Consider the following 21,179-nt stretch of genomic DNA (forward strand, 5'->3'; position numbering starts at 1 on the left):
GGTCGGTGCCGCAGTGCCCGACAGGTCCGGGCAGTGATCGCAACGAGAGGACTGACCCCCGCCATGCCGATCTGGTTCGCCTATACGATGATCACATTGCTGGTCATCACCAGCGTGCTGCTCACCCTGCTGATCCTCCTGCACCGCGGTAAGGGCGGCGGCTTGTCGAGCATGTTCGGCGGCGGCGTCAGCTCCAGCCTGGCCGGTTCCTCCGTGGCCGAGAAGAACCTCGACCGCTACACCGTTCTGGTGGGGATCGTCTGGTTCGCGTGCATCGTCGGGCTCGGCCTCTGGCTGCGCCTCCAGATGAGCAGCGGCACCTGAGCGAGCGCTCTACGCGTACAATCTGCGCGCGGTCCGTCACGGACCGCGCGCAGTTTTGTTCCTCCGCCCGTCGCCCGTCGCCGACCCCTTCCGGCGACGGTCCCCTCCGACGACAGGGAGCGCGCAATCGTGCACAGCAACAACGTCATCCGCGGCACCCGGATCGGGTCCGCCCCTGAGCGTTTCGACCAGCGGGCCGCGCCGGCGCCGCGCCGGCCGGTCGTCTACTGGTGCCGCCAGCGGCACCGCGTCGAGTTCCTGATCGCCGCCGAGGCGGAGACCCCGGCGTCGTGGGACTGCCCCCGCTGCGGCGAGCCCGCCGGCCCCGACCCGGGCAACCCGCCGGGCCGCAGCCGCGCCGAGCCCTACAAGACCCATCTGGCGTACGTGCAGGAGCGGCGTACCCCGGAGGAGGGCGAGGCGTTGCTCGCCGAGGCGCTGGCCGCGCTGCGCCACCGCCGGGGCCGCGCCTGACACCCACCCCGGTCCGGCCTTTTTCACGGAAAGAGTGGCCATGCCGTCGGCCATGGCCACTCTTTCCGTGCATCAGCGCGGACGGACGGGTCAGCGGAGGCTGCGGGCGCGGGGTGGGACGTCGGCCGCCGCGGCCCGGTCCAGCAGCCAGAGGGTACGGGAGACCCCGCGCACGCCGGCCGCCGGCAGTTGCACCGATCCCGCCCCGGCCAACGCCATGCCGACCGCCCGGGCCTTGTCCGCCCCGGCGGCGACCAGCCACACCTCCTCGGCCGTGTTGATCGTCGGCAGGGTCAGCGTGGTGCGCACCGGCGGCGGCTTCGGGCTGCCGCGCACGGCGCTGACCGGACGGTTGTCGTGGTGCACCGGGTGCTCCGGGAACACGGACGCCACATGGCCGTCCTCACCGACGCCCAGCATCAGCACGTCGAAGTGGGGGAGCGTGGCGTGCCCCGGCCGGGCGGCGGCGGCCAGCTCACGCGCGTACGCGGCGGCAGCGGCCTCCGGGTCGTCACCGGCCGGACCGTCCGACGCCGGCATCGGGTGCACCCGGGCCGGGTCCAGCGGCACCGCGTCCAGCAGCGTCGCCCGGGCCTGGGTCTCGTTGCGTTCCGGGTCGCCGGACGGCAGGAACCGCTCGTCGCCCCACCAGACGTCGACCCGCGACCAGTCCACGGCGTCCCGGGCCGGCAACTGGCCGACCGCCCGGTGCACCGCCGCGGCGATCCGCCCGCCGGTCAGCACCACCGACGCCTGACCGCGCTCGGCCTGCGCGTCGAGCAGCTTCACCACCAGCCGGGCCGCCACCGCCTGCGCCAGCAGGTCGGGGTCGGCGTGTACGGCGACACTCGCCTCAGTCATCCGTCGTGCCCTCGTGTCTCTGTGCGTCCGGCCGCCCGACCGGGCGGTCACTCGTTCGCGGTCGCGCCCGCGTGCGCGGTCACGCCGGCCTCGGCCCGCCGGGCGGTCGCCGGGTCCTTCCACACGTGCACCCGTTGGGTCGCCCGCTGGTCCAGCCCGGTCAGCCCGGCCGTCGCGCCGAGCGCCTCGGCGTACACCTGGTCGGCGTCGAGCCGGCGCAACTCCTCGGCCAGCTCGTCGCCGAGCGGCCGGCGGACCAGCGGCAGCGTCCGATCGTCCTGCCCGGTACGCCGGAACCGGGCCACGCTGTCGTCCCGGGTGAGCGTCAGCTCGTCGCCGTTGGCGCAGCGCAGCTGCACCTCGCGCATCCGCGGGTACTGGTCGGTGGGCTCCCAGGCCGGCTCGATGCCGAGCCGGGCGGTCAGCCATCCGCGCATCAGCGCCGCGGTCGGGTCGGTGCGCGGCGCCACCACCGTCGCCTCGGTGACCCGGGCCTGGGTGGTGTCGAACGCGCCGGCGACCAGCGTGCGCCACGGGGTGATCCGGGTCCAGGCCAGGTCGGTGTCGCCCGGCGCGTAGTCGCGGGCCCGCTGCCGCAGCGCGGCGATCGGGTCGGCGGCCTGCGCCGAGTCGGTGATCCGCCGGTCGGCCACCACACCGAGGAAGTCGGTGGCGATCTCGTCCGGCGGCTCGCCGTGCCACCAGGTCACCACCGGCACGTCCGGCACCAGCAGCGGCATCACCACGGACTCGGCGTGCAGCGCGAGCCGGCCGTACATCCGGGTCACCACCGCCTCGCACGGGCCGAGCCGGCCGCCCACCACGATCTCCGCGTCCAGCCGGTTGCGGTCCCGCTCGATGTCGGAGCGGACCACCACGAGCAGCCGGCAGGGGTGCGCGGCGGCGGCGATGGTGGCCGCCGCCTCGGCCTCCCGGACCCGCTTCTCGTCCACCACGACGATCAGCGTGAGCGCCATGCCGCTGGCCACCCCGCCCGCACTGCGCCGCTCGGCGGCCAGCGCCTTGACCACCTCGTTGCCGGTGGTGTCCCACAGCCCGATCACTGGAGCCTCCTGGTTCGCTCGCTCTGCTCGCTCACGCTCTTCGCCACGCCCGGCCCTCGCGGGCCAGCATCTCGTCGGCGGCCCGGGGGCCCCACTCGCCGGCCCGGTACGGCTCCGGCGTGGTGCCCTCCCAGGCGTGCTCCAGCGGGTCGACCACCTGCCAGCTCTGCTCCACCTCGGCGGCGTCCGGGAACAGCGTCCGGTCGCCGATGAGCACGTCCAGCACCAGCCGCTCGTACGCCTCGGGGCTGGACTCGGTGAACGCCTCGCCGTACTGGAAGTCCATCGCGATGTCGCGGACCTCCATGGTGGTGCCCGGCACCTTGGAGCCGAACTTCAGCACCACGCCCTCGTCGGGCTGCACCCGGATGACGAGTTGGTTGGCGCCGAGGGACTCCATGTCGGCCGGGTTGAACGGCAGGTGCGGCGCCTTCTTGAACATGATGGCCACCTCGGTGACCCGCCGGGGCAGCCGCTTGCCGGCGCGGATGTAGAACGGCACGCCGGCCCAGCGCCGGTTCTGGATGGCCAGCTTCACCGCCACGTACGTCTCGGTGGTGGAGTTCTCCGGGACGTCCTCCTCCTCCAGGTAGCCCTTGGCGCGCTCGCCGCCCACCCAGCCGGGCAGGTACTGCCCGCGCACGGTGTCCCGGGAGACGTCCCGGGGCACGGCGATGGCCTTGAGCACCTTCAGCTTCTCGGCCCGGATCTCGTCGGCGTCGAAGCTGGTCGGTTCCTCCATCGCGACCAGGGCGAGCAGTTGGAGCAGGTGGTTCTGGAGCACGTCGCGGGCGGTGCCGACCGAGTCGTAGAACGCGGCCCGGGTGCCGATGCCGACGTCCTCGGCCATGGTGATCTGCACCGAGTCGACGTACTTGGAGTTCCACAGCGGCTCGAACAGGTTGTTGGCGAACCGCAGCGCCAGGATGTTCTGGACCGTCTCCTTGCCCAGGTAGTGGTCGATCCGGAAGACGTCCTGGCTGGTGAAGACGTCGTCGACCAGGTCGTTGAGCGCCTTGGCCGAGGGCAGGTCGTTGCCGAACGGCTTCTCCACCACGACCCGCCGCCAGCCGCCGGACTTCTCGTTGTCGGCCATGCCGGTGCGGGCGAGCTGCTTGAGCACCACCGGGAACGCCGCCGGGGGGATGGAGAAGTAGAACGCGGCGTTGCCGTGGATGCCGTGCGTGTCGCGCAGCTCGTCCAGCGTGGCCGCGAGCTGGTCGAACGCGGCGTCGTCGTCGAACGAGCCGCCGACGAACTTGATGTTGCCGGCCAGCCGGGCCCAGACCTCCTCGCGCCACGGGGTGCGGGCGTGCTTCTTGGCCGCCTCGTGGGCCAGCGACTCGAAGTCGCCGTCGCCCCAGTCGCGTCGGGCGAAGCCCAGCACCACGAAGCCGGGCGGCAGCAGCCCCCGGTTGGCCAGGTCGTAGACCGCCGGCAACAACTTCTTGCGGGCCAGGTCCCCGGTGACCCCGAAGATCACCAAGGCGCACGGCTCGGGGATCCGCGGCAGCCGCCGGTCCTGGGGGTCGCGCAGCGGGTTCACCGGGCCACCTCCTCCTGCATCTCGGTCCACTGATTTCAGGTCATTGATCGTCACGTACGTGTCCGTCCGGCCGTATCCAGCAGCTGGGCGACACCGGCCGCCCGCTCGGTCAGGTGCAGTCGCAGCACCGGTCGCTCCCGGCCGGCCAGGGCCCGCCGGTCGCCGGCGGCCTGGGCCGCCTGGAGTTCCGCGAAGGTGTACGGGCGACCGGGCACGTCCAGATCATCGGTGACCGCACCGGTGATCTGGAGGTGCCGGGCGCGCCCGTCGGGGTGGTTCGGGTGGCGGGGGCCCCATCCGAAGGTCACCGGCCGTCCGGTGACCCGGGCCAGCAGCGGGCGTAGCCCGGCCACCGCCGCGTCGACCCGCCGGTCGAGACAGGCGGTCACCGCGAGGTGCTCGTCGGAGGCCAACCCGTCGGTCAGCCAGCGCAGCGCGCCGGACAGGTCGGTGGGGGCGCCGGCCGGGGCGTACACCTCGATCGCGCCGTCGACCGACGACGGTGGCCCGTCCGCCGGCGCCGGCTCGTCGTCGTCCGCGGCGCCCACCGGCTCCGCGAACGGGTCGACCCGCAGCGCCACCGCGGCGGTCGCGGCGGCGTACTCCCAGGTGAGGAACTGGGCGCCGAGCGGCCCGTTGACCGCCACGTCGGCGGCCGGGCCGGGCCCGACGCCCGCGCCGAGCGCACCGCCCAGGCCGACCGTCAGGACGCCCGGGCCGCCCACGCCGGGCGCGTCCGGGGACTCCACCGGGACCGGCAGCAACCGCCCGCCGGTCGCGGCGGCGAGCAGCGCGCCGGCCCAGTGGCGCAGCCCGTCGAGCCCGGTGCCGTCGGGCGTCAGCGCGACGGTGGCCCGCCCGTGCTCCGCGGCCCCGGCCAGCGCCGCGCCGAGCGCGAGACCGGGATTGTCCCGCTCCCGGTCGAGCGCGCCGGCCAGCGCCGCCGCCTCGTCCAGCAGCTCGGTCACCGGCGCTCCGGCGAGCGCGGCCGGGACCAGGCCGGACGCGGTGAGCGCGGACCAGTGCCCGCCCACCTGCGGGTCGGCCGGGATCACCACCGCGCCCAGCTCGTCGGCGAGCGCCTCCAGCGCCGAGCCGGGCGGGGTGACCACCACCACGTGCCGGGCCGCCTCCGGCCCGGCGTCGTGCCAGGACCGCCGGAAGGCCCGCAGGTGGGCGTCAGTGGTCCGGTCCAGGTCCCGGCCGACCAGCACCAGCACGGTACGCGCCGGCCGGTCGGCCAGCGCCGCCCGGACCGGCCCCGGATCGGCCGTGTCGAGCACGGTCAGCGGCCGGCCCAGGCAGTCGGCGATCACCTCGGCGGCCAGCGTGACGCCAGCGGGGCCGGCGAGCACCACGTGGTCCAGGTCGCCGAGCTCGGCGGTCAGCTCGGCGAGCTGGGGGAGCAGCTCCCGGCTGCGGCAGTGGGTGTCCAGCCAGCCCAGCCGGGTGCGGGCCGACGCCTCGGCCCCGGGCCCCCAGAGGGTCGGGTCCCGGGTGGTCAGCCGGGTGGGGACGTCGCGGGCGACCAACGCGGCGCGCGGGGCGCGGTCCACCGCGTCCGCGCCGTGCACGGCCAGGCCGGCGGCGATGTCCGCCGGCCCGGCGAGCAGGTCGTCCACGTGATCACCTCACCCGTTCCACGGTACGGCGGGACGCGTCCCGGGGCGGGACCCCGGGACGCGTCGGACGCCGTCGGTCACGCGTTCCCGCCGGCCTGCTGGGCGTTGCGCGCGTTGCCCTCCGCGGCCCGGTGCGGGCTGCCGGCGCCCTTGGCCGCCTCGGCGAGGGACTTCTTGACGCCCTCCAGCAGCTCCAGCCAGCTCGCCTCGAACTTCTCCACGCCCTCCCGCTCCAGCGTGGCGATCACGTCGGCCAGGTCCACGCCGACGGACTCCAGGTCGGCGAAGACCTGCCGCGCGTCGTCGTACGCTCCGGTGATCGTGTCGGCCCGGGTCTCGCCGTGGTCGGCGTAGGCGTGCACGACCGGCTCCGGCATGGTGTTGACGGTGCCGGGGGCGATCAGCTCCTCGACGTAGATGACGTCCCGGTAGTCCGGGTTCTTCGTCGAGGTGGAGGCCCACAGCGGGCGCTGCGGGTGGGCGCCCGCGTCGGCCAGCTTCTGCCAGCGCGCGGAGGAGAACACCTTGCCGTACCGCTCGTACGCCAGCCGGGCATTGGCCACCGCGGCCTTGCCACGCAGCGACTTGGCCTGGTCGGAGCCGATCTTCTCCAGCCGCTTGTCGACCTCGCTGTCGACCCGGGAGACGAAGAACGAGGCGACCGAGCCGATCTTCGACAGGTCGTGCCCGTTGGCCTGCGCCTGCTCCAGGCCGGCCAGGAACGCGTCCATGACCTCCGAGTAGCGGTCCAGGCCGAAGATCAGCGTGACGTTCACGCTGATCCCCTCCGCCAGCGTCCTGGTGATCGCCGGCAGGCCCTCCTCGGTGGCCGGGATCTTGATGAAGAGGTTCGGCCGGTCGACCAGCCACCACAGCGCCTTGGCCTCGGCCGCGGTCTTGTCCGCGTCGTGCGCCGAGCGCGGGTCCACCTCGATCGAGACCCGGCCGTCCACCCCGGCGCTCGCGTCGTACGAGGGGCGCATCACGTCGCAGGCCCACCGCACGTCGTACGTGGTGAGCATGCGGACCGCCTCCTCGACGTCCACGTCGCGGGTGGCGAGGTCACGGAGCTGCCAGTCGTACTCGTCGGCGTCGCTCAGCGCCTTGGCGAAGATCGTCGGGTTGGTGGTCACCCCGGCCACGTGGCTCTCCCGGCGGAGCTTGTCCAGCCCGCCGGAGCTCAGTCGTACCCGGGAAAGATCGTCGAGCCAGATCGCCACCCCGGCGTTCTGGAGTTCGCTCAGCCTGTCCGTCATGCCGTCCACGCTCCCCTCAGTTGCCGGTCGTGAAACCGGTGATGTCGCCCACCCGGGTGAGCGCCGCGTGCGCGGCGGCCACGATCCGGTCGGGGGTGAACCCGAACTGCTCGAAGAGCACGGTGTGGGGCGCGCTGGCGCCGTAGTGCTCGATGCTCACGCACTCGCCGCTGTCCCCGACGATCGCCCGCCAGGACATCGCGATGCCCGCCTCCACGCTCACCCGTGCCTTTACCCCGCGCGGCAGCACCGACTCCCGGTACGCCTCGTCCTGCGCGAAGAACCATTCCTGGCACGGCATGGACACCACCCGGGTGGGGGTGCCGTCGGCCTCCAGCCGCTCCCGGGCGGTGAGGCAGAGCTGCACCTCGGAGCCGGTGCCGACGAGGATCACCTGCGGCTTGCCGTTGGACGCCTCGGCCAGCACGTACCCGCCCTTGGCGGTGCCCTCGGCGGAGCCGAACCCGGCGCGGTCGATCGTGGGCAGCGCCTGCCGGCTCAGCGCCAGCGCGGTCGGCCGGTCGGTGTGCTCCAGCGCCTGCCGCCACGCCCACGCCGTCTCGTTGGCGTCGGCCGGGCGGACCACGTCCAGGCCGGGGATGGCCCGCAGCGCGCTCAGGTGCTCGATCGGCTGGTGGGTCGGGCCGTCCTCGCCGAGGCCGATCGAGTCGTGCGTCCAGACGTAGGTCACCGGCAGCTTCATCAGCGCGGCGAGCCGCACCGACGGGCGCATGTAGTCGCTGAACACCAGGAACGTGCCGCCGTAGGGGCGGGTGCCGCCGTGCAGCGCGATGCCGTTGAGGATCGAGCCCATGCCGTGCTCACGGATGCCGAAGTGCAGCGTGCGGCCGTACTCGTCGCCCGGGAAGTCCTTGGTGGCGTGCCCGGCCGGGACGAACGACGGCTCGCCCTTCATGGTGGTGTTGTTGCTCTCGGCCAGGTCGGCCGAGCCGCCCCACAGCTCCGGCAGCACCGGGGCGAGCGCCTCCAGGACCTTGCCGGAGGCGGCCCGGGTGGCGACGCCCTTGGCGTCCGCCGGGAAGGTGGGCAGCGCGTCGGTCCAGCCGGTCGGCAGGGTACGGGTCGCCATCCGCTCCCACAGCGCCTTGCGCTCCGGGTTCGCCTCCGCCCAGGCGTCGAACCGGGTGTCCCACTCGGCCTGTGCCTCGGTGCCGCGCTCCAGCACCTGGCGGGCGTGCTTGAGCACCTCCTCGTCGACCTGGAACGTCTGCTGCGGGTCGAAGCCGAGGATCTCCTTGGTGGCCTTGACCTCGTCGGCGCCGAGCGCCGAGCCGTGGATCTTGCCGGTGTTCTGCTTGTTCGGCGCGGGCCAGCCGATGATGGTGCGCAGCGCGACGAACGAGGGCCGTCCGGTTTCCGCCTTGGCGGCCAGCAGCGCCTGGTAGAGCGCCTCCACGTCCTCGTGGTAGTCGCCCTGGTCGGCGTCGCCGGTGCGCCAGTCGACGGTCTGCACGTGCCACCCGTACGCCTCGTAGCGGGCCGCCACGTCCTCGCTCTTGGCGATCCGGGTGTCGTCCTCGATCGAGATCTCGTTGTCGTCGTAGATCACGCAGAGGTTGCCGAGCTGCTGGTGGCCGGCGAGCGCGCTCACCTCGTGGGTGATGCCCTCCTCGATGTCGCCGTCGGAGGCGATGCACCAGATGTCGTGCCGGAACGGCGAGTCGGCGCGGTCCGGCTCCGGGTCGAACAGGCCCCGCTCGCGGCGGGCCGCCATGGCCATGCCGACCGCGTTGCCGAGCCCCTGGCCCAGCGGCCCGGTGGTGGTCTCCACGCCGGGGGTGTGCCCGTGCTCCGGGTGGCCCGGGGTCAGCGAGCCCCACTGGCGCAGCGCCTTGAGGTCGTCCAGGGCCAGCGGGTAGCCGGAGAGGAAGAGCTGGATGTAGAGCGTCAGGCTGGAGTGCCCGGCGGACAGCACGAACCGGTCGCGGCCGGGCCAGTTTGGGTCGGCCGGGTTGTGCCGCATGACGCGGTTGAAGAGCAGGTACGCCGCCGGGGCGAGGCTCATCGCCGTGCCCGGGTGGCCGTTGCCGGATTTCTCCACGGCGTCCATGGCCAGCACGCGGACCGTGTCGACGGCCCTGCGGTCGAGGTCGGACCAGTTGAGAGCGGGAAGCTCGGGTCGTTTCGCAGCCACGATGGTTGTGCTCCTCGGCAGATGGGCGGAACCCTCACTGATGACCCTATCGAGCGGTGCTAAACGTCCGCCCGGGGATCTCGGCATGCCCTTCTCTACGGGTGCGGCCGGCCCGGTCGTTCAACCCCGGGTGTGACGGCCCGCACCGTTGCCGGGTCTGCGGGGCAGCCAAAACGACGACGCGTAGTGTGTGGGGCGGTGTGTGGACCCGGCCTCGGGTCCGGGCCGATCGATCTCCCTTGCCGAAGCCGGAAGGTGGCAATCCGTGAGCATGATCACCGAGCGCCCCGTCAGCAACCCTGCCGGGAAGTCGCCGGTGGGCACGGTGACGGAGGCGTCGGCGACCGACCGGCGGGACGTGCGCGGCGTGGTGGCCGCGTACGTGGCGCTGACCAAGCCGCGGATCGTCGAGTTGCTGCTGGTCACCACCGTGCCGGCGATGATGCTCGCGGACGGCGGCATGCCGTCGCTGTGGCTGGTGGCGGTGGTGCTGATCGGCGGCTCGCTCGCCGCCGGCGCGGCGAGCGTCCTCAACTGCTACATCGACCGCGACATCGACCAGTTGATGCGGCGCACCAAGCGCCGGCCGCTGCCGGCGCACACCGTGTCGCCGCGCAACGCGCTGGTCTTCGGGCTGGTGCTGGCGGTGGTGTCGGTGGCGCTGATGGCGGCGACGACCAACTGGCTGGCGGCCGGCCTGACGCTCGCCGCGATCGCCTACTACGACCTGGTCTACACGCTGTGGCTGAAGCGGACCACGGCCGCCAACACGTTCTGGGGCGGCGTCTGCGGGGCCGCGCCGGTGCTGATCGGCTGGGCCGCGGTCACCGGTTCGTTGTCCCCGGCCGCCTGGGGCCTGTTCGCGGTGGTCTTCTTCTGGCAGATGCCGCACTTCTACGCGCTGGCCATCAAGTACAAGGACGACTATGCGCGGGCCGGCATCCCGATGCTGCCGGTGGTGGCCTCGGTCCGGCGGGTCAACGTGGAGATCATCGCGTTCTCCTGGCTGACGCTGCTGTCGTCGCTGGCGGTCTGGCCGCTGGGGATGAGCCCGATCTACGGCGTGACCGCGTTGGTGGTCGGCGGGATCTTCGTGGTCGAGGCGCACAAGCTGTGCCGGCGGGCGGCGCGCGGCGAGGCGGTCAAGCCGATGCGGCTGTTCCACTGGTCCACCACGTACCTCACGATCCTCTTCGCCGCCGTCGCCCTGGACGCGCTGATCTGAGCCGGCCCCGCCCCTGGGCCAGGGCTCGCCCGTCCGCGATATTGCGGTGTTCCGCCGCGGGACGGGTTCATCAGAATTTCTTCCCGCGTGCCCCCGGAGGGGAGCAACCTGGACAGACCGTGACGATCCCCGGCGGTCATTCTGTCCGTTAATAGGCGGGCGAATCCCGACAAATTTCCTGTGCATCTTCTTAAACGCGCGGGTAATTGGCATCACATTCAGTTCATGGTTCTCGCACATCCGGGTGGAAGTCTGCTTAGGCTTCGCGTCATGGCAGATGGTTCCGATACGACGCTGACGGTTGATCAGACCGCCGAGCAGGCCCCCGACGGCCTGGTCGCGGGCATCAAGTCGTTCGCCGCCGGGCACGGCGGCGCGAAGGCGGTCATCGAGTACGTCGGCAAGCGCGGCGCACGCATCGTCCTCGTGGGTTCCGACGGGGTGTGGGCCGACCAGTTCGCCGACGGCACGGACGTCGCGCGGCAGGCGTGCGCGCAGGCCGGGGTCGACGTCGAGAACGCCTGGGAGCGTGAGCTGATGGACCAGATGCGTCCAAGCAACGACCTCTGGCGGTCGATGGCCCGGCGCACGATGGCCCGTTGACATACATAACCGCATGACCGACCACCACCAGTCGACCCGGGGGAAACCCCGGGTCGCTATCGTCACCTGCGCCGCCCTGCCCGACCTCGACCCGGACGACCGGCTCGTGCTCGGTCCGCTCGCCGCCCGCGGCGTCGCCGTCGAGATCGCGATCTGGGACGACCCGGCCGTGGACTGGTCCCGGTACGACCTGGTGCTGCTCCGCTCACCCTGGGACTACGCGTTGCGCCGGGACGAGTTCGTCACCTGGGCGGGCACCGTCCCGGCCCTGGTCAACCCAGCCGACGTGGTCGTCTGGAACACCGACAAGCGTTACCTGGCCGAGCTCTCCGCCGCCGGGGTGCCCACCGTGCCGACCACCTGGATCGCGCCGGGGGAGAGCTGGCCGGCGCCCGCCGACGGGGTGTTCGTGCTCAAGCCGGCGGTCAGCGCCGGCAGTCAGGACACCGGCCGTTACGACCTGGCCGACCCGGAGCACCGCGAGCTGGCGTCGGCGCACGTGCGGCGGCTCGGTGCCGCCGGGCGGGTCACCATGGTCCAGCCGTACCTGGACGCGGTGGACACCGACGGGGAGACCGCGCTGCTGTTCCTGGCCGGCCGCGACGGCCTGGCCTTCAGCCACGCGATCCGCAAGGGCCCGATGCTGACCGGCCCGGACCGGGGCGAGGCCGCGCTCTACAAGGAGGAGCGCATCGACGCCCGCACCGCGACACCGGCGCAGCGGGCCGTCGCGGAGCAGGTGCTGGCCGCCGTCCCGGGCGGCGTCGACCGGCTGCTCTACGCCCGGGTCGACCTGATCCCCGGCCCGGACGGCGCGCCCGTGCTGGTCGAGTTGGAGCTGACCGAGCCGAGCCTGTTCGTCGGGTACGCCGAGGGCGCTCCCGACCGGCTCGCCGACGCGGTCACGTCCCACCTGAGCCGCCGCCCCTGACCGCGCCACCGCCGCGGGCTGAGCGGGAACGTCAGTCGCGGTCCGTGTGGTTGCGGTCCCAGCGTCCGCCGATCGGCGGGGTGTCCAGCCGCAGCGCGGCCACCGACCCGGCGAGGTCGTTGTCCTCGACCGCGCACGACACGCAGCTACCCGCCTCGGTGATCCACAGCCCGTACGCCTGGGTGTCGGCGTCCCGGTGCCAGATCCGGTTGTCGCGCACCGTGGCCGAGTCGAACGGGGCGGCGACGGTGATCCCGGCGCAGGCCGGCGGCCCGTCGGGCAGCTCGTACGCGGAGCCCGGCGCCGGGGTGGCCTCGTTCCAGGCGGTGGTGCCGTCCGGGCGCACCTCGGCCAGGGAGAGCCGGTCGGCGCTGTTGTCGGCGACCACCGCGTCCCGGGTGCCGACCCGGACGACCTTCCCCCGGTGCCCGCCGGGCGGCCAGTCCGCGCGGGCGTCGGTGACCTCGCGCGGGCCGTACCGCACCGCGTCGCCCGAGCCCCGGTGGGCCGGCGCGGACCGCTGCCCGTTGTCCCGGATCCGGTTGCCGACGATGAACGCGTCCAGCATCGGCCGGTCGATCCGGATCCCGTCCAGCGCGTTCTCCCGGATGTCGTTGTTCTCGATCACCACGTCCGCCGCCGCGCCCCGGTAACCGTGGCCGAGGTCGTGCTCGTGGTAGCCGTAACCGCCGTTGTTGCTGATCCGGTTGCCCTGCACCGCGTACGGGCCGGGGGTGTTGCCCATGCTGATGCCGTCGCCGACGTTGCAGTCGATCACGTTGCCGGTGAGCAGCCCACCGCGCCCGGCGACCCCGGCGGTGCCGTTGGCCGAGACGTCGAAGCCGGCCTCCAGGTTGTTGGTCATGGTGCAGCCGGAGACGATCAGCCCGTCCGCGCCCCAGTCCGAGATGCCGAACCGGTTGGCCTGGCTGTGGCAGCCGATGATGCGGATGCCGCGCGGCGGGGGCCAGTAGTCCTTCTGGAGTTCCAGGAAGATCCCGTTGGTGCCGTTGCCGACAGTGGTGCAGTTGGCGATGGTGAGGCGCTCCACGGCGCCCCAGCCGCCGATGCCGACCCCGATGCCGGCGCCGCCCATCTGCTGGCCGTTGTCCAGCCGGCCGCAGCCCACCACGACCACGCCGTCGATCAGGCTGTCCTGGAGGAAGTCGCAGCCGAGGCCGGTGGCGCCGGTGTGGTGGATGTAGAGGTTGCGGAACACGCCCCGCACCACGTATTGCAGGCCCAGGCCCTTGGCCAGGTAGTCGTACTCGGCCAGGCCCACGCCCGAGCCGTCGATCTCGAAGTCGGCGAACGTGCAGTCGGCGATGTGCCGGTCCCGGTCCGCGCCGTGCTGCACGGTCGTCCAGTAGGCGAGCGGCACCGGGTCGGCGCGGTTGCCCTCGTTGCTGAGCAGGAACCGGGTCGCCGCCGGGCCGGCGCCGATCAGGGAGACCCCGCTGCGCCAGACCGTGCCGGCGTCGCGGATCGAGTAGAGGCCCGGCGGGCAGTGGATGACCCGGGCCCGGCCGTCGGCGTCGTAGCCGGCGCCGAGGCGGTCCACCAGGGCGGCCAGGGCCGGCTGGTCGTTGGTGACCCCGTCCCCGGCCAGGCCGTGCTCGCGGGCATCGCACCACAGCGGCGCGCCGGCCACCGGCGTCAGCCGCTGCGGGGTGGACGTGGCAAGGCCCTTGCGCGACACCGGGAGCTCCCCTCGGGCGTGCGGTCCGTGGTGGTCCGGACCGCATTCCCGCTCCCGCCGGGCGGTAACGCCCGGTGCGGCCTCAGGCGGCGGCGCCCACCGGCTCGGCGGCGGGCTCGGCCGGTGCCGGCGGCGCGGCCGGGAGCCGCTCCCGGGTGGCCCAGAGCACGCCCAGCGTGGCCAGCAGCACCAGGCAGGAGCCGAGCATGTGCGCGGCGACCAGCACCGCGGGCAGGTGGGTGAAGTACTGCACGAAGCCGATCAGGCCCTGGCCCGCCTCGACCGCGAGCAGCATCCCGGCGGCCCGCGCGGCCCGCCCCGCGCCCACCGCCCGGAACGCGAACAGCAGCGCCACCGAGAGGCCGATCAGCAGGAAGACGCCGTCCGCGTGCACCTGGGAGATCGCCGCCGGGTCCAACCCGTTGCGGGCCGCGCCCTGGTCGCCGGCGTGCGGCCCGCTGCCGGTCACCCAGGTACCGACCACCAGCACGGCCGCGCTGACCAGGGTGGTGATCCGGGCGAGGGTACGCAGCGGCGCCGGCACGGTCGGCGTCACCGGCCCGTCCGGCTCGCCGATGCGCCGCCAGAGCGCGTACGCGGCGGCGATCACCACCATCGACGCCAGGAAGTGCAGCCCGACCACCCAGGGGTTGAGGTTGGTGAGCACGGTGATCCCGCCGAGGATCGCCTGGGCCGGGATGCCGAACAGCACGCCCAGGGCCAGTGGCAGCAGCCCCCGGCGGCGTGGGCGCTGGGCCAGCACGCCCAGCACCACGGCGAGCGCGATGATCCCCACCGCGAACGTCAACAGCCGGTTGCCGAACTCGATCACCCCGTGCACGCCCATCTCGGACGTGGTGGTGTAGGACTCGTCGGTGCACCGGGGCCAGGTGGGGCAGCCGAGGCCGGACGCGGTGAGCCGGACCGCCCCGCCGGTGACCACGATCGCCACGTTCGCGATGATCGAGGTGTACGCGAGCCGGCGCAGCAGGGTGGGGGAGACCGGGAACCGGACGGAACGCTTCACGGAGCGAATCCTACGCACCGTAGTGGATCCCGATCGGGCGACTCCGTCACCCCGGTGGGCGGAATCACCGGACCCCGGGTTTGCGGGCCCCGGCCGAATTACGTAACGTTGCTGTTGTGAAAAACGCGGCAGCGCTGTCCGAGGGGTCGGTGACCGGTACGGTCGTCGGCGCCCCGGCCGTTGCCGACCCGCCGACCCGGGACCGGGTCACCCAGCTCCTGCTGGAGCGGGGCGCGACCACCGCCGCGCAGCTCGGTTCGGCGCTCGGCCTCAGCCCGGCCGCGATCCGCCGGCACCTCGACGCGATGCTCGCCGACGGGGACGTGGTCGCCCGGGAGCAGACCGTGCGCGGCAGCCGGGGGCGGGGCCGGCCGGCCAAGGTCTTCGTGCTGACCGAGGCGGCCCGGGTGCGCTGCGGCACCCACCACTACGACAACATGGCCACCGCCGCGCTGCGCTGGATCGCCCGCACCGGCGGCGCCGAGGCGGTCGCCGAGTTCGCCGCCGACCAGGTCGCCGCGCTGGAGGCGCGCTGCCGGTCGGCCATGGAGAACGCCGGCGACGCTCCGCTCGCGCGGGCCGAGGCACTCGCCGGGGCGCTGACCTCCGAGGGCTACGCTGCCAACGCGTCCACGATCGCCTCCGGCGGCCAGCTCTGCCAGCACCACTGCCCGGTGGCGCACGTGGCCGCCGAGTTCCCCCAACTGTGCGAGGCCGAGACCGCGGTGATCTCCCGCCTGGTCGGCACCCACGTGCAGCGCCTGGCCACCATCGCGCACGGCGACGGCGTCTGCACCACACACATTCCCGCCCAGTCCGGTTCCACCGTCACCACTGTGAGGACAGATAGATGACCGAGCAGATCGTCCAGCCCCTGACCCAGGAGGAGCAGCTCGCCGCCCTCGGTCGCTACGAGTACGGGTGGGCCGACCCCGACGTCGCCGGGGCCGCCGCCCAGCGTGGTCTGAACGAGGCGGTGGTGCGGGACATCTCGGCCAAGAAGAACGAGCCGGCCTGGATGCTCGACCTGCGGCTCAAGGGCCTGCGGCTGTTCGGCCGCAAGCCGATGCCGGCCTGGGGCGCGGACCTCACCGGGATCGACTTCGACAACATCAAGTACTTCGTCCGGTCCACCGAGAAGCAGGCCACCAGTTGGGAGGACCTGCCGGAGGACATCAAGAACACCTACGACCGGCTGGGCATCCCGGAGGCGGAGAAGCAGCGGCTGGTCGCCGGCGTCGCGGCGCAGTACGAGTCCGAGGTCGTCTACCACAAGATCCGTGAGGATCTCGAGGAGCAGGGCGTCGTCTTCCTCGACACCGACACCGCGCTGCGTGAGCACGAGGACATCTTCAAGGAGTACTTCGGCACGGTGATCCCGGTCGGCGACAACAAGTTCGCCGCGCTGAACACCTCCGTCTGGTCCGGTGGCTCGTTCATCTACGTGCCGAAGGGCGTGCACGTGGAGATCCCGTTGCAGGCCTACTTCCGGATCAACACGGAGAACATGGGCCAGTTCGAGCGGACGCTGATCATCGTCGACGAGGGCGCGTACGTGCACTACGTCGAGGGCTGCACCGCGCCGCTCTACTCCTCCGACTCGCTGCACAGCGCGGTCGTGGAGATCATCGTCAAGAAGAACGCCCGGTGCCGTTACACGACCATCCAGAACTGGTCGAACAACGTCTACAACCTGGTCACCAAGCGCGCGGTCTGCCACGAGGGCGCGACCATGGAGTGGGTCGACGGCAACATCGGCTCCAAGGTCACCATGAAGTACCCGGCGGTCTACATGACCGGCGAGCACGCCAAGGGCGAGGTGCTCTCGGTGGCCATGGCCGGCGAGGGCCAGCACCAGGACGCGGGCGCCAAGATGGTGCACGCCGCGCCGCACACCTCCTCGACCATCGTGTCGAAGTCGATCGCCCGGGGCGGCGGTCGCACCTCCTACCGGGGCCTGGTGCAGGTGCTGGAGGGCTCGCACAGCAGCCGCAGCACGGTCAAGTGCGACGCGCTGCTGGTCGACACCATCTCCCGCTCCGACACCTACCCCTACGTCGACATCCGCGAGGACGACGTGTCGATGGGGCACGAGGCGACCGTCTCCAAGATCAGCGACGACCAGCTCTTCTACCTGATGAGCCGCGGTCTGAGCGAGGACGAGGCGATGGCGATGATCGTGCGCGGCTTCATCGAGCCGATCGCCAAGGAGCTCCCGATGGAGTACGCGCTGGAGCTGAACCGCCTGATCGAGCTGCAGATGGAGGGCGCGGTCGGCTGACGCCGCCCGCGTCGGGCCGGGCCTCGCGCCCGGCCCGTCTCCGGTTCCACTGACACCGTCGTCGCTGAACAGACCAAGGAAGAGATGACTACCGAGGCTTCCGCACCGCCCACGACCAAGTCGCAGGCGCTCCGCTCGTACGACGTCGCCGACTTCCCGGCCCTGACCGGCCTGGAGGAGGAGTGGCGCTTCACCCCGCTCAAGCGCCTCCGCGGCCTCGCGGGTGACGGTTCCGGGGCGGCGCGCGGCGCGGTCCGGCACGAGTACGGCGACCTGCCCGAGGGCGTCACCGTCGACCGGATCGGCTCCGACGACCCGCGGGTGGGCAGCGTGCTCACGCCGTTCGACCGGGTCAGCGCGCTGGCCTACGGCGCGGCCGAGGACGCCCTGCTGGTGGCCGTCGCCCGGGACGCCGTGGTGGACGCGCCGGTGCGCCTGCGGGTGGTCGGCGAGGGCGCCGAGGCGCTCGCGTTCGGGCACACGTTCGTCGAGGTGGGCCGCTTCGCCGAGGTGACGGTGGTGCTGGAGCACGTCGGCTCCGCCACGCTCGCCGACAACGTCGAGGTGACGGTGGCGGACGGGGCGAAGCTGACGCTCGTCACGCTCGCCGACTGGGCCGACGACGCGGTCCAGGCGCAGCACCTGAAGGTCCGGCTGGGCCGCGACGCCCGGGTCGTGCACGTGCAGGTGAGTCTCGGCGGCGACCTGGTCCGGCAGCACACCACCGTGGAGTACACCCAGCGCGGCGGCGAGGCCGAGCTGTACGGCCTCTACTTCGCCGACTCCGGCCAGCACCTGGAGCACCGGCAGCTCGTCGACCACACCGTGCCGGACTGCCGCAGCAACGTCGGCTACCGGGGCGCGCTCCAGGGCGACGACGCGCACACCGTCTGGGTCGGCGACGTGCTGATCCGGGCCGAGGCGACCGGCACCGACACGTACGAGATCAACCGGAACCTGCTGCTCAGCGACGGTGCCCGGGCCGACTCGGTGCCCAACCTGGAGATCGAGACCGGCGAGATCACCGGCGCCGGGCACGCCAGCGCGACCGGCCGGTTCGACGACGAGCAGCTGTTCTACCTGATGGCCCGCGGCATCCCGGAGTCCGAGGCGCGGCGCCTGGTGGTCCGGGGCTTCTTCGCCGAGCTGATCAACAAGATCCCGGTCGAGGACCTGCGCGAGCGGCTCGGTGACGCGATCGAGGCCCGCCTCGCCAAGGCCGGCGCCTGATGATCAGGATCTGTTCGACCGAGGACGTGCCGAAGGGCACCGTGATCAGCGCCGACGTGGACGGCACGACGCTGGCCGTGGTGCACGGCGAGGACGACCGGTTCTACGCCGTACGCGACGAGTGCTCGCACGCCGCCGTCGCCCTCTCCGAGGGTGAGGTCGAGGGATGCACGCTGGAATGCTGGCTGCACGGATCCCGTTTCGACCTGCGTACCGGTGAGCCCACCGGGTTGCCCGCGACCGAACCCGTACCCGTCTACCCCGTCGAGGTCCGCGACGGCGAGATCTACGTCAGCATGACGCCGAGCAATGGAGTGACGCGATAATGAGCACCCTGGAGATCCGCGACCTGAAGGTGTCGGTCAAGCTGCCCGAGGGTGAGCTCAAGCCGATCCTGCACGGGGTCGACCTGACCGTGCGCTCCGGTGAGACGCACGCGATCATGGGCCCGAACGGCTCCGGCAAGTCGACGCTGGCCTACTCGATCGCCGGCCACCCGAAGTACGAGATCACCGGCGGTGAGGTGACGCTCGACGGCGAGGACGTGCTCGCCATGTCCGTCGACGAGCGGGCCCGCGCCGGCCTGTTCCTGGCCATGCAGTACCCGGTCGAGGTGCCCGGCGTGTCGGTGGCCAACTTCCTGCGTACCGCCAAGACCGCCATCGACGGCGAGGCGCCGAAGCTGCGCACCTGGGCCGGCGAGCTGCGCGGCGCCATGGAGAAGCTCCAGATGGACCCGGCGTTCGCCCAGCGCAACGTCAACGAGGGCTTCTCCGGCGGCGAGAAGAAGCGGCACGAGATCGTGCAGCTCGAACTGCTCAAGCCGAAGATCGCCATCCTCGACGAGACCGACTCCGGCCTCGACGTCGACGCGCTGCGCGTGGTCAGCGAGGGCGTGAACCGGGTCCGCGACACCGGCGACACCGGGATGCTGCTGATCACCCACTACACCCGGATCCTGCGCTACATCAAGCCGGACTTCGTGCACGTCTTCGTCGCCGGGCGGATCGTCGAGCAGGGCGGTCGCGAGCTGGCCGACAAGCTCGAGGAAGAGGGCTACGAGCGGTACGTCGCCGGGGCCGGCGCGGCGCGGGCCTGAGATCTGACATGACCTCCATCGCGATCCCGGCGGGTATGCCGCAGTACGACGACGTGCCGCGCTTCGACGTGGCGACGGTGCGGGCCGACTTCCCGATCCTGGGTCGGGAGGTCAACGGCCACCCGCTGGTCTACCTGGACAGCGCCAACACCTCGCACAAGCCGCGCGTGGTGCTCGACGTGCTCGCCGAGCACTACGCGCGGCACAACGCCAACGTGTCGCGTTCGGTGCACACGCTGGGCACCGAGGCGACCGAGGCGTACGAGGGCGCGCGGGCGAAGATCGCCGCGTTCGTCAACGCGCCCAGCGTGGACGAGGTGGTGTTCACCAAGAACTCCACCGAGGCGATCAACCTGGTGGCGTACGCGTTCTCGAACGCCTCGCTGCGCGCGGACGGTGACGAGCGGTTCCGGCTCGGCCCCGGCGACGAGATCGTGATCTCCGAGATGGAGCATCACTCGAACATCGTGCCGTGGCAGCTCCTCGCCCAGCGCACCGGCGCGACGCTGCGCTGGTTCCCGGTCACCGACGGCGGCCGGCTGGACGAGTCGGGCCTGGACGACCTGGTCACCGAGCGGACGAAGATCGTCTCGCTGGTGCACGTGTCGAACATCCTCGGCACGGTCAACGCCACCGCGCGGATCACCGAGCGGGTCCGCCAGGTCGGCGCGCTGCTGCTGCTCGACTGCTCCCAGTCGGTGCCGCACCTGCCGATCGACGTGGTCGACCTGGACGCGGATTTCATCGTCTTCACCGGCCACAAGATGTGCGGCCCGACCGGCATCGGCGTGCTCTGGGGCCGGGGCGAGCTGCTCGCCGCGATGCCCCCGGTGATGGGCGGCGGTTCGATGATCGAGACGGTGACGATGGCGCGGTCGACGTTCGCCGCGCCGCCGGCCCGGTTCGAGGCGGGCACGCCGCCGATCGCCGAGGCGGTCGCGCTCGGCGCGGCGGTGGACTACCTCACCGGCGTCGGCATGCGGGCGATCCAGTGGCACGAGAAGGAGCTGACGGCGTACGCGCTGGACGCGCTCGCGACCGTGCCCGGGTTGCGGATCTTCGGCCCGTCCGTGCCGGTCGGCCGGGGCGGGACGATCTCCTTCGCGCTCGGTGACGTGCACCCGCACGACGTCGGGCAGGTGCTCGACTCGCTCGGCGTGCAGGTGCGGGTGGGTCACCACTGCGCCAAGCCGGTCTGCACCCGCTTCGGGGTGCCGGCGATGACGCGGGCGTCGTTCTACCTCTACACCACCCCGGCGGAGATCGACGCCCTGGTGGCGGGTCTGGAGCAGGTGCGGAAGGTGTTCGCGTGATGCAGCTCGAATCTCTCTACCAGGAGATCATCCTGGACCACTACAAGCACCCGCACGGCCGCGGCCTGCGGGCGGCGGCGGACCCGGCCTCCCGCGTCGGCGAGGCGCACCACGTCAACCCGACCTGTGGCGACGAGATCACCGTACGGGTGGCGACCGACGGCGCGGTGCTCACCGACATCTCCTACGACGGGATGGGCTGCTCGATCAGCCAGGCGTCCGCGAGCATCCTGCACGAGCTGCTGCGCGGCCGGGCCGCGGACGACGCCGCGGTGGTGCACGAGGCGTTCGTCGAGTTGATGTCCGGACGGGGCCAGGTCACGCCGGACGAGGACGTGCTCGGCGACGGGGTGGCGTTCGCGGGTGTGGCGCGCTACCCGGCCCGGGTGAAGTGCGCGCTGCTGTCGTGGATGGCGTTCAAGGACGCCGCGGCACGCGCCGGGGTGGGCGTGGGCCCCGAGGCGAAGGC

Annotated in this window: 19 protein-coding genes and 1 pseudogene; 12 read left to right on the forward strand and 8 right to left on the reverse strand. The window is 72.5% G+C overall.

The window, feature by feature from the left end; genetic code table 11:
• Positions 1-63 precede the first annotated feature (63 nt).
• Complete coding sequence (secG, locus tag VKK44_RS07260) at positions 64-324, forward strand: preprotein translocase subunit SecG (RefSeq protein WP_343446069.1); 261 nt, start codon at positions 64-66, stop codon at positions 322-324.
• Between the two features lie 129 nt (positions 325-453).
• Positions 454-798: an RNA polymerase-binding protein RbpA gene (locus tag VKK44_RS07265; protein ID WP_343446070.1), complete on the forward strand. Its 345-nt coding sequence runs from the start codon at positions 454-456 to the stop codon at positions 796-798.
• A 90-nt stretch (positions 799-888) separates the two neighbouring features.
• Here the strand turns inward: VKK44_RS07265 and pgl are convergent, their stop codons facing one another.
• The 6 genes from pgl to tkt all read right to left on the reverse strand — a co-directional run bounded on the left by pgl (position 889) and on the right by tkt (position 9,302).
• Entirely contained in the window at positions 889-1,659 is a 771-nt protein-coding gene (pgl, locus tag VKK44_RS07270; protein ID WP_343446071.1) for a 6-phosphogluconolactonase, read from the reverse strand.
• 47 nt (positions 1,660-1,706) lie between these two features.
• Positions 1,707-2,723, reverse strand: a complete 1,017-nt coding sequence (locus VKK44_RS07275) for a glucose-6-phosphate dehydrogenase assembly protein OpcA (RefSeq protein WP_343446072.1) — start codon at positions 2,721-2,723, stop codon at positions 1,707-1,709.
• Positions 2,724-2,754: 31 nt separating this feature from the next.
• A complete protein-coding gene (gene zwf, locus VKK44_RS07280; RefSeq protein WP_343446073.1) occupies positions 2,755-4,269 on the reverse strand; it encodes a glucose-6-phosphate dehydrogenase in 1,515 nt (504 codons plus the stop codon).
• Positions 4,270-4,319: 50 nt separating this feature from the next.
• Positions 4,320-5,891 (reverse strand): glucose-6-phosphate isomerase, encoded by a 1,572-nt coding sequence (locus VKK44_RS07285; protein WP_343446074.1) that lies wholly within the window; start codon positions 5,889-5,891, stop codon positions 4,320-4,322.
• A gap of 77 nt (positions 5,892-5,968) precedes the next feature.
• Positions 5,969-7,147, reverse strand: coding sequence for a transaldolase (gene tal / locus VKK44_RS07290; protein WP_343446075.1), 1,179 nt, complete (start codon positions 7,145-7,147; stop codon positions 5,969-5,971).
• A gap of 16 nt (positions 7,148-7,163) precedes the next feature.
• The gene (gene tkt, locus VKK44_RS07295; RefSeq protein ID WP_343446076.1) at positions 7,164-9,302 is read right to left on the reverse strand and encodes a transketolase; all 2,139 of its coding nucleotides are present in this window, start codon (positions 9,300-9,302) and stop codon (positions 7,164-7,166) included.
• A 265-nt stretch (positions 9,303-9,567) separates the two neighbouring features.
• On the opposite strand from tkt, the gene VKK44_RS07300 reads away from it, so the two are divergent.
• The 3 genes from VKK44_RS07300 (at position 9,568) to VKK44_RS07310 (ending at position 12,061) form a co-directional block, all read left to right on the forward strand.
• Positions 9,568-10,527: a heme o synthase gene (locus tag VKK44_RS07300; protein WP_343446077.1), complete on the forward strand. Its 960-nt coding sequence runs from the start codon at positions 9,568-9,570 to the stop codon at positions 10,525-10,527.
• Positions 10,528-10,797: 270 nt separating this feature from the next.
• Complete coding sequence (locus VKK44_RS07305; protein ID WP_343446078.1) at positions 10,798-11,130, forward strand: hypothetical protein; 333 nt, start codon at positions 10,798-10,800, stop codon at positions 11,128-11,130.
• A 13-nt stretch (positions 11,131-11,143) separates the two neighbouring features.
• A complete protein-coding gene (locus tag VKK44_RS07310) occupies positions 11,144-12,061 on the forward strand; it encodes an ATP-grasp domain-containing protein (protein ID WP_343446079.1) in 918 nt (305 codons plus the stop codon).
• Positions 12,062-12,092: 31 nt separating this feature from the next.
• Here the strand turns inward: VKK44_RS07310 and VKK44_RS07315 are convergent, their stop codons facing one another.
• The gene (locus tag VKK44_RS07315) at positions 12,093-13,760 is read right to left on the reverse strand and encodes a right-handed parallel beta-helix repeat-containing protein (protein ID WP_343446080.1); all 1,668 of its coding nucleotides are present in this window, start codon (positions 13,758-13,760) and stop codon (positions 12,093-12,095) included.
• Positions 13,761-13,842: 82 nt separating this feature from the next.
• On the reverse strand, positions 13,843-14,805 hold the full coding sequence (locus VKK44_RS07320; RefSeq protein WP_458351613.1) for a COX15/CtaA family protein: 963 nt from the start codon (positions 14,803-14,805) through the stop codon (positions 13,843-13,845).
• Positions 14,806-14,903: 98 nt separating this feature from the next.
• Between VKK44_RS07320 and VKK44_RS07325 the strand changes: the two genes are divergently transcribed.
• The 7 genes and pseudogenes from VKK44_RS07325 to sufU all read left to right on the forward strand — a co-directional run.
• Positions 14,904-15,641, forward strand: coding sequence for a helix-turn-helix transcriptional regulator (locus tag VKK44_RS07325; RefSeq protein ID WP_343446082.1), 738 nt, complete (start codon positions 14,904-14,906; stop codon positions 15,639-15,641).
• Complete coding sequence (sufB, locus tag VKK44_RS07330; protein ID WP_181569380.1) at positions 15,638-17,068, forward strand: Fe-S cluster assembly protein SufB; 1,431 nt, start codon at positions 15,638-15,640, stop codon at positions 17,066-17,068. The genes VKK44_RS07325 and sufB overlap by 4 nt, the downstream gene beginning before the upstream one ends.
• 84 nt (positions 17,069-17,152) lie before the next feature.
• Positions 17,153-18,298 carry a Fe-S cluster assembly protein SufD gene (gene sufD, locus VKK44_RS07335; RefSeq protein WP_343446083.1) on the forward strand — a complete coding sequence of 382 codons (1,146 nt, stop codon included), beginning with the start codon at positions 17,153-17,155 and terminating at the stop codon, positions 18,296-18,298.
• Positions 18,298-18,624, forward strand: a complete 327-nt coding sequence (locus VKK44_RS07340) for a non-heme iron oxygenase ferredoxin subunit (protein WP_343446084.1) — start codon at positions 18,298-18,300, stop codon at positions 18,622-18,624. The genes sufD and VKK44_RS07340 overlap by 1 nt, the downstream gene beginning before the upstream one ends.
• The gene (sufC, locus tag VKK44_RS07345) at positions 18,624-19,397 is read left to right on the forward strand and encodes a Fe-S cluster assembly ATPase SufC (protein WP_181569378.1); all 774 of its coding nucleotides are present in this window, start codon (positions 18,624-18,626) and stop codon (positions 19,395-19,397) included. The genes VKK44_RS07340 and sufC overlap by 1 nt, the downstream gene beginning before the upstream one ends.
• Before the next feature lie 8 nt (positions 19,398-19,405).
• Positions 19,406-20,710, forward strand: a complete 1,305-nt coding sequence (locus tag VKK44_RS07350) for a cysteine desulfurase (RefSeq protein WP_343446085.1) — start codon at positions 19,406-19,408, stop codon at positions 20,708-20,710.
• Positions 20,710-21,168 (forward strand): annotated as a pseudogene (gene sufU / locus VKK44_RS07355) (Fe-S cluster assembly sulfur transfer protein SufU); the annotation flags it as partial. The gene VKK44_RS07350 and the pseudogene sufU, both read left to right, overlap by 1 nt.
• Between the last annotated feature and the right edge of the window lie 11 nt (positions 21,169-21,179).

The organism is Micromonospora sp. DSM 45708 (assembly GCF_039566955.1).
Taxonomy (GTDB): Bacteria; Actinomycetota; Actinomycetes; order Mycobacteriales; family Micromonosporaceae; genus Micromonospora.

Excerpts from the sequence above, each read along its gene's own strand:
- VKK44_RS07340 (WP_343446084.1), top strand. The coding sequence starts at position 18,298 with ATGATCAGGATCTGTTCGACCGAGGACGTGCCGAAGGGCACCGTGATC.
- secG (WP_343446069.1), top strand. The coding sequence starts at position 64 with ATGCCGATCTGGTTCGCCTATACGATGATCACATTGCTGGTCATCACC.
- sufC (WP_181569378.1), top strand. The coding sequence starts at position 18,624 with ATGAGCACCCTGGAGATCCGCGACCTGAAGGTGTCGGTCAAGCTGCCC.
- VKK44_RS07350 (WP_343446085.1), top strand. The coding sequence starts at position 19,406 with ATGACCTCCATCGCGATCCCGGCGGGTATGCCGCAGTACGACGACGTG.
- VKK44_RS07305 (WP_343446078.1), top strand. The coding sequence starts at position 10,798 with ATGGCAGATGGTTCCGATACGACGCTGACGGTTGATCAGACCGCCGAG.
- VKK44_RS07310 (WP_343446079.1), top strand. The coding sequence starts at position 11,144 with ATGACCGACCACCACCAGTCGACCCGGGGGAAACCCCGGGTCGCTATC.
- tal (WP_343446075.1), bottom strand. The coding sequence starts at position 7,147 with ATGACGGACAGGCTGAGCGAACTCCAGAACGCCGGGGTGGCGATCTGG.
- sufB (WP_181569380.1), top strand. The coding sequence starts at position 15,638 with ATGACCGAGCAGATCGTCCAGCCCCTGACCCAGGAGGAGCAGCTCGCC.
- sufD (WP_343446083.1), top strand. The coding sequence starts at position 17,153 with ATGACTACCGAGGCTTCCGCACCGCCCACGACCAAGTCGCAGGCGCTC.
- pgl (WP_343446071.1), bottom strand. The coding sequence starts at position 1,659 with ATGACTGAGGCGAGTGTCGCCGTACACGCCGACCCCGACCTGCTGGCG.